The organism is Sphingobacterium sp. UBA865 (assembly GCF_002295765.1).
In the GTDB taxonomy this organism is placed as follows: domain Bacteria; phylum Bacteroidota; class Bacteroidia; order Sphingobacteriales; family Sphingobacteriaceae; genus Sphingobacterium; species Sphingobacterium multivorum.
The window spans coordinates 125,125-136,727 of record NZ_DBGB01000026.1 but is presented as its reverse complement, the minus strand read 5'-3'; the positions used below and the strand labels follow the sequence as shown (position 1 = coordinate 136,727).

Annotated in this window: 11 protein-coding genes; 10 read left to right on the top strand and 1 reads right to left on the bottom strand. The window is 42.8% G+C overall.

The features are described from left to right. Positions 1-32: 32 nt before the first annotated feature. From B2O97_RS15375 to B2O97_RS15345, 7 genes are all read left to right on the top strand, one after another. Complete coding sequence (locus tag B2O97_RS15375) at positions 33-293, top strand: hypothetical protein (RefSeq protein ID WP_147281990.1); 261 nt, start codon at positions 33-35, stop codon at positions 291-293. Positions 294-752: 459 nt separating this feature from the next. Further along, positions 753-995 (top strand): hypothetical protein, encoded by a 243-nt coding sequence (locus B2O97_RS15370; RefSeq protein WP_159333286.1) that lies wholly within the window; start codon positions 753-755, stop codon positions 993-995. A 208-nt stretch (positions 996-1,203) separates the two neighbouring features. Continuing rightward, entirely contained in the window at positions 1,204-2,037 is an 834-nt protein-coding gene (locus B2O97_RS15365; protein ID WP_286767649.1) for an AraC family transcriptional regulator, read from the top strand. 137 nt (positions 2,038-2,174) lie between these two features. Further along, complete coding sequence (gene ygiD, locus B2O97_RS15360; RefSeq protein ID WP_201649532.1) at positions 2,175-3,032, top strand: 4,5-DOPA dioxygenase extradiol; 858 nt, start codon at positions 2,175-2,177, stop codon at positions 3,030-3,032. A gap of 224 nt (positions 3,033-3,256) precedes the next feature. Beyond that, positions 3,257-3,556: a SelT/SelW/SelH family protein gene (locus B2O97_RS15355; RefSeq protein WP_286767648.1), complete on the top strand. Its 300-nt coding sequence runs from the start codon at positions 3,257-3,259 to the stop codon at positions 3,554-3,556. Positions 3,557-3,623: 67 nt separating this feature from the next. After that, on the top strand, positions 3,624-4,460 hold the full coding sequence (locus B2O97_RS15350; RefSeq protein WP_070565955.1) for a bifunctional transcriptional activator/DNA repair enzyme AdaA: 837 nt from the start codon (positions 3,624-3,626) through the stop codon (positions 4,458-4,460). 22 nt (positions 4,461-4,482) lie between these two features. Continuing rightward, the gene (locus B2O97_RS15345; RefSeq protein WP_070565957.1) at positions 4,483-5,094 is read left to right on the top strand and encodes an alpha-ketoglutarate-dependent dioxygenase AlkB family protein; all 612 of its coding nucleotides are present in this window, start codon (positions 4,483-4,485) and stop codon (positions 5,092-5,094) included. A 123-nt stretch (positions 5,095-5,217) separates the two neighbouring features. Here B2O97_RS15345 and B2O97_RS15340 read toward each other — a convergent pair whose 3' ends face one another. After that, positions 5,218-7,098 carry a M1 family metallopeptidase gene (locus B2O97_RS15340; RefSeq protein WP_286767647.1) on the bottom strand — a complete coding sequence of 627 codons (1,881 nt, stop codon included), beginning with the start codon at positions 7,096-7,098 and terminating at the stop codon, positions 5,218-5,220. Positions 7,099-7,294: 196 nt separating this feature from the next. Between B2O97_RS15340 and B2O97_RS15335 the strand changes: the two genes are divergently transcribed. The 3 genes from B2O97_RS15335 (at position 7,295) to B2O97_RS15325 (ending at position 11,598) form a co-directional block, all read left to right on the top strand. Next, positions 7,295-8,605 carry a BamA/TamA family outer membrane protein gene (locus tag B2O97_RS15335; protein WP_070565961.1) on the top strand — a complete coding sequence of 437 codons (1,311 nt, stop codon included), beginning with the start codon at positions 7,295-7,297 and terminating at the stop codon, positions 8,603-8,605. Positions 8,606-8,712: 107 nt separating this feature from the next. Then, positions 8,713-9,510, top strand: coding sequence for a hypothetical protein (locus tag B2O97_RS15330; protein WP_115046863.1), 798 nt, complete (start codon positions 8,713-8,715; stop codon positions 9,508-9,510). A gap of 18 nt (positions 9,511-9,528) precedes the next feature. Further along, entirely contained in the window at positions 9,529-11,598 is a 2,070-nt protein-coding gene (locus B2O97_RS15325; RefSeq protein ID WP_115046861.1) for a TonB-dependent receptor, read from the top strand. The last annotated feature ends 5 nt before the right edge of the window (positions 11,599-11,603 follow it).

Sequence of the window (11,603 nt, the reverse complement as noted above, 5' to 3'; positions counted from 1 at the left end):
TTATTTCATTTTCCCCTTAACTGCCTATAACGGTGCGAGATTCTTTTTGTAAAACAGGTGATCGGAAGGCTGGAATGGCTGATTCCGGGGCAGAAGGGGGCCGAAAAGTGGTTTTGGCGTGGACTTCGTGGGAACCGGGACTTGATACAGGCTCTGCAGGGGAAACATGGGGGGCCTGGAAATTGGATCGTACCGCGGACATCCGCGGAACCGGAACTTGGTGCAGCTCCGCTGCGGAAACATGGATGGACATTGTATTGTTCGATCTTCCTAAGCCCGGGATCACTTTGTAGCCCGCTCGGCTCAATGCCCAATTGAAGATGGTGCGCACCGGCGCAGCAGATGGACGGGAAGGGGAAGATCGCAGAACTCAGCACTCCGGATACCTTCTTTTGCAGCTATACTTTCCTACCTGTTTACTTAGGTTTAGTTTAGGTTTTATTTAGGTTTTGTTTAGGTATAGTATAGGTTATAGCTAAATAAAACCTAACTTAATACTAAGCTAAATATAGACAAAAGCTAACCTAAGTAATAAGGCATCCTTAACTCTTCGTTATTTAGGGAAAGGTGGTTCCGCTCGGGGACAACGCTCCGGCTGCTGACAAAGGTCTGCAGGAACCTCCGACTACCCTCCCAGCCCTGCTTCGTACCATGGTCGGGGCAGATTTGCCCTGCAACCGTGTTCTGTCCGTGTTGAGTCCGTGTTGAGTCCGAGTCTAAGCCCGCATATACCCCGCTGCCAACACGGGCAAATGACGCTCCGAACGCGACCATATTCCCTGGATGCCCCTAAAAAAGGCCAACGCCAATCCGAACCGCAGCCGAAAAATTCCGCAGCGACGCTGCAACACGAAAATAACTCGGAAAAACACGCTATAAAGACAGACAAAATAACGATTCAAGGGTTCACATCAGACTGGGGAATACCTCAATTTAACGATGAAGCGGAGCAGCCCTTGCTTCGGAATACCAACTCAAATGAAAAACTAGCATAGAAACGGATAAACATATAAGGATCTATATTATAAACTAGCCAACATAAAAAATGTACCGCCAACCATCAAAGCCTCATTTGGGCACAGTATTGGAAAATAACATAGATTCAAAAGTCAATAACTGTAAACTGCCGGTAGGACACTGCGAATAGCCAATATGCAAACGAAACCGTATATTCGTAAATAGCAAATTAAAATTTCCCTTATTTTGAACGGACTTTTCAAAATTTACAAAGTTGACGCCGATGAGGCACTGCGCATACAACAATCCAAAAACGAAATACACCAACATGATTTCGAGGAACTGATTATTGGTGTGGCAGGGAAACTCGAACATTTTATCGATTTTAAAACAAAAACCTACACCGCTCCATTTATAAGTTTTGTCACTCAGGGCAAAACGCACCGTGTCAAACCTCTTTTGCACAACAATAGCATTGAATTTTGGGTCATTCGATTTAAAAGTGAATTTATCCCCGAAACAACTTTCCAACTTTATACCCACTTTCATGAAAATGCGACATTGACCTTCGCCAGCCCCAACTGCTTTGGAAGATTGATAGTCTTGTGTGAGCTAATGCAGGAGGAATGCTTACAAACTACCGTAGATTATGCGGTTATCAAGCAGCTATTGAGCACCATCTTTACCATGATTGAATCTGAACGAAAAAAGCAATTTCCAGACAGCCAACAGCAATTAAAAAATCAGAGTACAACCTTCACAAGCTTTCTTTCCATACTGGAAGAGAATTATCGCCGCCCTGAAGGCGTTAATTTTTACGCAGAGAAGCTTTTTATGTCCGCAAGAAACCTAAATTTGATTTGTCAGAGCATATTACAACAAAGCGTTTCTGAGATTATCGAAACACGGAAACTTATTGAAGCAAAAAACCTCTTGTTGACAACGACTAAAACGATCTCGGAAATTGGTTTTGAACTCGGTTACCAAGATAAAGCCTACTTTACCAATGTCTTCAAAAATAAAGCAGGCATGACGCCTTCGGAATTTAGAAATGAGATCCAAAAACTTATTTCCGAATAGCGTACAACAGATTTCCGAATAGTACAACAGATTGACAGGATAATGATACCGCCTAGCCAAACCCATCCCTTACCTTTGTAATAAAAATTGACGCAGTCACATCATATCAAATGCGTAGAAAGGATTTTATTAAAATTATGGCAACATTACCATTAGCTGGAGTAGCTCATAAAGCAAACTCTTTATATAAATTTTCCGAGGAACTGGAGGCAACGGACAAATTTCCGGTCTTATTTTTAGGACATGGAAGTCCCATGAACGCCATAGAGGACAACGAATTTGTCCGGGGATTCAAAAAAATTGGCCAAACTTTTGAAAAACCGAAGGCGATTCTTGTTGTCTCGGCACACTGGGAAACACGTGGAACATTTGTCACAGCGATGGAGCATCCCGCCACCATTCATGACTTTGGCGGTTTTCCCCAGGCATTATTTGATGTCCAATACCCAGCTCCAGGCAGCCCGGCGCTCGCTTTAGAAACACAGCGTATTGTCAGCAAAACAGACGTTCATCTCGACGACAAATGGGGGCTGGACCATGGATCATGGTCTGTAGTCAAACATCTATACCCTGATGCAGACGTTCCAATTATTCAAATGAGCATTGATTACACACAGCCTGCAGCATACCATTACGAGATTGCACAGCAATTAAACGCGCTAAGAAAAAAAGGGGTGCTCATTATCGGTAGCGGCAATATGGTGCACAACTTACGAATGGTCGCCTGGGACAAGCTCGATAAGGCAGGCTATGCGTATGAGTGGGCTACGATAGCCAATGAAAAAATGAAGAAATTTATTCAGAACGGCAACCATCAAGCGCTCATAGATTTCAGAAAACAGGGCAAAGAGTTCGACTTGGCAATTCCAACTCCTGAACATTACCTCCCTTTAATCTATACCTTAGGTTTACAGGAGAAAAATGACGAGCTGTTTCTCTTCAACGACAATTCAGTGGCGGGATCGCTGACCATGACTTCTTTGAAAATCGGATAAGCCTCCAGCATACCTCTTAGGGATATCCAAAACGAGCCGCCCATTCCATTGACCGAGTAAAAGACCAATGGAATGGGCTGTCTTAATATGGAATGGGCGGGTTTTACACTTCACTCCAACGAGCTGGAAATAATCTCGAAACTTCCATGACAAAATGCGCTTTGATTACAGCGCAAGGATCGATAAATTTGTTCAAAACAAAACAACGCACTTTAACTTAGCTCATGGCAACAAAACCTGTTATTGAAATTGAATATTGTCCAAAATGCAATTGGATGCTGCGTGCCGCTTATATGGCGCAGGAGGTGCTGAGTTCGTTCACGGATGAGATTCATGGCGTTACACTCATACCCAGCAAAATTGCAGGCCGTTATACCGTACGGGTAGCGGATCAGGAGATATTCGATCGAAAAAGAGCGGGTCGATTCCCCGAAATAAAAGAACTCAAACAGCTCATCCGAGATCTAATTGCACCAGATAAATCCTTGGGTCATTCGGACAAATCTCCTTCATCCAACATTTAATTTAGCATAAATCGGATTTTAAAGACTTCTTCTTATTAGCAATTTTGTATAAATTAAATGAACAATCATGACTACTCAACAAGAAGTAGATTTTCAACGTATCGCCAAGGCCATACATTTCTTACAGGAAAACTTTAAGACGCAACCTACATTGGGTCAGATCGCTTCTCATGTTTACATGAGTGAAGCTCATTTTCAACGCATGTTTACCGCATGGGCTGGTACAAGCCCCAAGAAATTCTTACAGTACGTAAGTATAAATCATGCAAAATCATTGCTCAAGGAAAGTAATATCGCCGAAACCACCTATCAACTTGGTCTTTCCAGCAGCAGTAGACTTCATGAGCTATTTATCAATATTGAGGGAATGACTCCCGCTGAATATAAAAATGAAGGCTCCAATCTATTGATTTCCTACGCCTATTATCAGAGCTTATTCGGCACAATGCTCATTGCATCCACTTCAAAAGGTATTTGTCATATTGCCTATGCCGATGACAACTTAACAGCTTTTGACACCCTTCAACAACGCTTTCCGAACGCAACATATCGACAACAGGGAGATAGCATGCACGAGAATGCACTCAGCGCATTAAATCCCCAAGACAAAGATATCCGCCAGGTAAAATTACATTTAAAAGGCACTGATTTTCAATTGAAAGTCTGGGAAGCTTTATTAAAAATCCCTATGGGTAACTTAAGTACCTACGGTGCTATCGCTTCTCAAATCGGAAACCCCAAAGCTTCCCGTGCTGTCGGCACAGCTGTCGGTAGCAATCCGATAGCTTACCTTATCCCCTGTCATCGTGTTATACAAAACAGCGGTATATTTGGTGGTTACCGATGGGATCCAATGCGGAAAACAGCGATGATCGGATGGGAGACTTTGCATACGGCTATTTAATAAACACACACAATACGATAAAATGGAACTTTTCGACAATCTCTTCGATGGCAATAGAAATCTACTCCCTTACGATGGGACTGTCAATTATTATGGTAAAATACTGCCTCCACAGAAAGCAAACCACTATTTTGATAGACTCATGGACTCGATCGAATGGGTAAATGACCGTGCTATTATTTTTGGAAACGAAATCGTCACCAAACGAAAAGTGGCTTGGTATGGCGACCAGGCTTTCGAATATAGCTATTCCAACACCACTAAAAGGGCGCTTCCCTGGACAAAAGAGCTTCTTGAGCTGAAAAAGATTGCCGAAGAACAAACACAGGAGACGTATAATTCCTGCCTGTTGAATCTTTATCACAATGGCGACGAAGGAATGGCCTGGCACAGTGACGGTGAAAAAGACCTTAAAAAAAATGGAGCAATTGCTTCTTTAAGCTTTGGTGCTGAACGAAAGTTTGCCTTTAAACACAAAACGAGCAAAGAAAAAATAGACCTCATCTTGGGCCATGGAAGTTTATTGGTGATGAAAGGTCTTACACAAACGTATTGGTTGCATCGGCTTCCACCGACAAAAAAAGCGTTCAGTGCACGAATTAATCTGACATTTCGAAGCATTGATCAGCTGTAGTCTTACAGGCCCAAGGTACGGCTTACAGGAATGGACACCTATTTGTAGGTAAACTTCACAACAGCATTCAGTCATTAATCGTGTCAACCTTTTCAAACATAAAGGCTGACACGATCGATCGGGTTATTTAATAACGTCCCAGCTGTTGTCCTTGGCTGTGTAATCCATAAAAATCCCTCCGTCCAAGGTAATATTTTTCACTTTTTTAGTCGAAGTCCACGTCAGGATTACCTGTATTTCATTGTGTTGCCAAATTGACGGAGTTTGATGTTTTGTCTCCACCGATCCATCCGTATAGGTAATCAACACATCAAACGGAATTGCAAATCCCCCAACATTAGTGATCGTAAGTGTATTTTTACCGGCAAGCTGTTTAAAACCATTCACTTTAAGGTCGATGTAATTATTGGTAAAATACCAATTTTTCCAATACCAATTTAAATTTTGCCCAGCTCCGGCGTTGATGCTGTAAAAGAAGTCCCAAGGCGTCGGATGCTTTCCATGCCATAGCTCCATATAATGATGTAGTGCTTTTTTAAACAGTTGATCGCCCAGATAATCCCGCAATGCAATATAAGACAACGCGGCCTTGATGTAAGCATTGTTACCATAACCTAAACCACTTAACTGAGAGGTCATCGTAATCAGGGGTTGGTCTTCTTCTGTAGAGGGGTCAAAGATATAACGCTTTACACGGGCATCTTTGAAAAGTTCTTTATTTTTTTCGGCACCAATCTCCGCATTTCCGATCCAGAATTCCAATGCAGTAGCCCAACCTTCATCCATATAACCGTATCGCGTCTCATTGATACCCATGTAAAAAGGAAAATAAGTATGTGCAATTTCATGGTCTGCTGTTTGCCGTGCATCCACAAGATTATCTGGAACACTCGAATCGTTGATCATCATCGGATATTCCATATCTGCAAATCCCTGAACGGCTGTCATTGTTGGGTATGGATAGGTGACACCAGGCCAATTTTTAGAAAACCAGTCAATGCAGTATTGTTGCCAGACAATGTATTGTTCAAAATCTGGCGTTCCGGCGACATAACTAGATTGCACACTCACGCGCTTGCTTCCCAAATCTACACTCCCCCCTTCCCAGATATAATTGTCACTCACGCTGAAACAAAAATCAGGTACGTAGCTTGCTTTGAATTTCCACGTATTCCAGGCTTCTTGTGCTGTCACTTTGCCCGATTTCATTTCGGCATCTGTCGCGATATGTATTGGGGTATCGCTGACTTTTGATTTTTCGAAACGGTCCAGAATAGGTTTCTGCAGTACATCAGCCGCATTGGTCAATTCGCCTGTCGCCCAAACAACAAAGTTCTTCGGAACGGATATCTCAAATTGATAATCGTTGAAACCATTGTAGAATTCTTGTCGGCCATTATGTTCCAGAAGATCCCAGCCATTGTAATCGTCGTATACAGACACACGCGGATAGGCGTAAGCACAATAAAAGGTAGACGCATTCAGCAGTCCTTCACGGTCGCTTTCGACAGATAACGGATATTCCCAGCTAATGTCCAATGTTGCAGTGCTTCCCGGAAGGATTTTCTGCCCAAAATCACCTAACTTCACCGTTCCCCAGTCCTTGCTGTTTACGTCGTAAACTTGACCATTCAATTTAAACGATTTAATCTTTAGGCCCGAAGTCAGGTAATCGTCCGAAGCGTATGCCGCACGTACCGCATTAGGTCTGTGCACATTGTTCACAAATCGGATAGCCAAGCGTTTCAATGTATCAGGACTATGGTTTGTGTACAGAATAGTCTCTGTTCCACTCACCATCTTTGTAGCCGGATCCAATTGCACCCGCACATCATACTTTCCAAAATTCTGCCAATAGTTTTTTCCCGGTATGCCCGTTGTAGTACGGGTCCCCTTTGCGATCGCTTGCTGAATATTCCTTGGGGTATACAGTTCTTGTGCATGAGCAGCCCCTGTCAATAAAAGCAACGTCAATCCGTAATTCAATATAGTGCGTCCTATCATATCCTAGTTTAAATAATCAAACTAAGATAAATTTGCTGTGATTTGCAAGTTTAATTCTCCAGCTTCGCAAGAAAAATAAACTTCTCCAACACAATACCCTATTCGCATTTGTTCAACCATCAAAAAGACAGGCTCCAAGTGCCGGAGAAAACATTTTATTTTTTTTTACGTTTAGTTTTAAGATAAGCCCGAATGTATGCATCAACTTTTACGTTATAACGATTTCTTCCGATACGCTTTTTTAGGAATACTTTTAATTTCAATCCCTACACTCCTTGCAGCTCAAAATGATGTGAAAGCAGACTCTGTTGCACAGTACAAACAGCAGCGTGACTCTGCCTTGGCTAGTCAATACGATATATCGGATCTCATCGGAAGAATAATACATCCCAAACGAAAAAAGGAACATGCAAGTAAACGTTCTCCCATCACCTTAATGCCCAACATTGCCTACAACCCAACCATTGGTGGCCAGATTGGAATCAAGGCTGTCGCCGGGAAAGTACTAGGTGATCCCAAAACAACCACCATGTCGATCGCAGCGACATCCGCCTCGATCACCACGAAAAATATTATGGTCTTCTATATCAGCCACAATGTATTTACTCCGAACAATAAACTAAATTTTCAGGGTGCTTTTGCACTTGTCAAAATGGTGGCTTTAGACGCAGGGCTGGGCATGACTCCCCATGGAAAATGGAACAATGCCGATGAAGAGATTCTTGCCAACCCCGACCATAAGAAATACGGCGCAAAATATAATGCATTTACATTTAATGAAAAAGTCTATAAACGCATCGCCGACGGGCTATTTGTTGGGGCCGGACTGGCGTTTGACTTACGACGGAAAATAACCAGCAGCGGCCCGAATGGCAACGTTACGCCCAACACCATCTACACCGAAAAACATGGCTTCGAGCCCGACAGTTACAATTCCAACGGCCTATTGCTCAATATGCAATATATGACCAGAGACAATCCCAACAGGCCTTACAAGGGTATATATTCAGATATCGGTGTGCGATGGAACACAACGCTGCTGGGTAGCAGCAAAAGTGCAGTACAGCTTACCACCGACTTTCGCAAATACTTTAGTCTATCCCAGTCCGACCCAGCTCATGTACTCGCCTTCTGGTATTGGGGTTCCTATAAACTTGGTGGTACTCTGCCCTATTTTGATCTTCCAGGAACAGGAAGGGACGTAGCCGTCAGAAGCGGCCGCGGTTATACCATCGGTTATTTCAAAGGAATTTCTTTCGGTTATGCCGAAACAGAATACCGCTTCCCAATTTTAAAGAATCGCTTTTTGAGCGGAGCTGCTTTTTTTAACCTACAGACTGCCAGCGACGAACTGGGCACCAAACTTTTTGAAAGGTGGCAACCTGGGGGTGGTGCCGGGTTGCGAGTTCTCTTTAACAAAGCAACACGCACAAATCTATGTCTGGACTATGCCTTTGGAAAATATGGTTCCCGTGGTTTCTTTTTGGGGCTGAATGAAGCTTTCTAATTCCAGGCTGCGGCAGCTTTCTTTGCCATAAAATAACTAAATTAGCCGATGTTATTGCTCTTTCGCTGCATGAAGAGTGACTGCATAAGCATTGACGATACTTCATCATGAATTTAAAAACCTTTTTTCTATACATTCCATTATGTTTAGGTCTCGTTTCCTGTCATCAGGCAAAGACGCCAACACCAACATCAACGAAAAGTGAAGACCAAAAGAAAGAACAAGTAGCCCTTCCTGCCTCCGCGTCGCTCCCATCGGATACGTCGAGCTACGATAGCCCGCGTTTTGAAGGCAGGGTAAAAGAACAAGCGCAGCAGTTAATGGAAATGAATGATGCCGGCCTCTTCGATAAACTTCATCAGAAGTTAACGACAACACTACCGGCGGACCAGAAGGATTATTTTCTTAGGCATCCTACCTTAGATGTTTTAGCGATCACCAAAGGGAATATCTTTGAAAATGGTGCCGATGACCTTGGGTATATTGTGTACAATAAAGATAATCATCGCATCGAAATCATCCTATTGGATCGTAAGAACAATACATTCAACACACTGTATAAAGAATTAAAAGTTGTCAATACCCTTCAAAATTTGGATTGTTCATCCAGCTTTGGATCGCTCGATTATCTTGTTGCTTCCGAACTGATTTACCAAGAGGATTATATTCGCCTAAACAATTCAAATTACCTGATTGACGACAACTCCTTTGAGGTGACCGATATTTCTACGAACAAAAACTTCGATTTGCAGCAGGGCTGTCTGAACAAAAACATCGCAAAAGATGCCATGGCCAACAGTCTTTGTGTACCGACCAGCTCCGTATACGCGAATTTTCAATGCTTAAAATACAATAAGAAAAAGCAGATTTTTGAAATTTATTTCAGTCAGGAATTTGCAGACTAAGCCGAACTAACCCGAACAATGAAAAGATATTACCTACTTGCTACCCTTGGTTTATGTAGCAAATTATATGCGCAAGAAGTGGATACTACAACTAATCGGCTAGAGCAAGTCGAAGTTAAAGCCTACTTCAATAAACAACCGCTCTTGCGATTGACTTCTTCTGCAGCTGTGTTAAGCAACCAAGCGATCCAATCCCAACAGTCGCCCTCTTTTGTTTCGGCAATGAACAGGGTACCGGGTTTACGGATGGAAGAACGTTCTCCTGGAAGTTACCGGCTTGCACTCCGCGGGAGTATGATCCGTTCACCTTTTGGTGTTCGCAATGTTAAAATCTATTTGGACGACTTTCCGCTTACTGACGCCGGCGGGAACACCTATCTTAACTTGCTCGATCCCTATGCAATCGAGCAAATCAATATCTTGAAAGGTCCGGACGGATCGATCTACGGGGCCAATTCAGGCGGTATACTCTCCTTATATAGTAAAGGATTTGATCAATCTGCAAAACCTGAAGTCAATCTCCAATTAACGGGGGGCTCCTACGGTCTTTTCCAGGAACAGCTCAATGCAATATTACCCCTCAGCCAAACTCAGCAACTTGCTATCAATCAGAGTTGGACGAGAAGTGACGGTTATCGCCAAAATTCAGCCTTAAACAAAAAGAATATCCAGCTCAATTACAATTGGCAATATGCAAAAACATCCGAATTAAAATTCACGGGGCTCTATTCGGATCTCGGTTACCAAACTCCGGGAGGGCTCACCGCAGCACAAATGGAAAGCGACCGCAGGCAAGCCCGGCCAAAGGGCGGACCAAATCCTGGTGCTGCTGAACAAAAAGCAGCAATCTACGATAAAACATTCTTTGGTGGACTGAGCAACCACACGCATCTCAGTTCTAAGATGACCTTATTCGCCAGTGTATTTGGTTCATCCAATCAGATCAAAAATCCCTTCATCACCAATTACGAGAAAAGAGATGAAAAGAATTTGGGAACGCGCCTGTATTTATCTTATGTCGATCTGTTGAGCCAAGATTTAAAATATGAAGTACAACTGGGCTTGGAAGCGCAAAAGGGATGGTATGCTATTGACAATTATGACAACGCCCAAGGTGTCGCTACCGATCCTCAGGCCAAGGACAAATTGGAAAACAGTCAGCAATCATTTTTTGCACGCACCCAACTGGAATGGCTAGAGCGTCTCCAGGTAGAGCTGTCGCTCGGATTAAATGAGAATAAAATTGGCTACCAGCAACGTTATCCTGTCGCACAAGAAAACAAAGAAAATATTGATTTCGGGAGTACATGGATGCCACGAGCAGCACTATCCTATTTGATCACTCCAATGCTTGCACTTAGAGCATCGATTTCTAAAGGTTTCTCTGCACCAACTGTTGCTGAAGTCCGCTCGTCAGACAATACAATTAATACGATGCTGAAACCAGAAACAGGTACAAACCATGAATTTGGGCTTCGTTGGCATTTGTGGAATCGCCGGATTATTTTAGATGCAGCGGCCTACACGTATCAAATGAACAATGCCATCATCCGACAGGTACGGGATAATGGTGCTGAATATTTTCAAAATGCGGGTAAAATAAACCAAAAGGGATTGGAAGCCTCGCTATTCATGTATTTGATTAGGCCTCAAACAACCGGTATGGTCCGTAGCCTACAGCTGACCAGCAATTTTTCCTTCAATGACTACAGTTTCAAAACCTATCAGGTAGGCGACAAAAACTATAAGAACAATAAACTCCCTGCAGTTCCTAAAACAGTATGGGTAAATTCGTTGAATATACTTTTCCCGAATGAATTCCAACTGGATCTTCTTTCCAATTTAACAGCAGCCATACCACTGGATGATGCAAACACTGTTTATGCCAAACGGTATCATCTTTTGCAAGCCAAATTATCTTGGAGCAAATCTGTCTGTTCACGGCATAAAATCAGGCTTTTTGTTGGGGCCGACAATCTGCTCAATGAAAAATATAGTCTTGGAAACGATATCAATGCTTTTGGAGGACGGTATTTTAATCCTGCCCCTTTACGTAATTATTATGGCGGAATGAGTTTTAATTTTTAACCAAG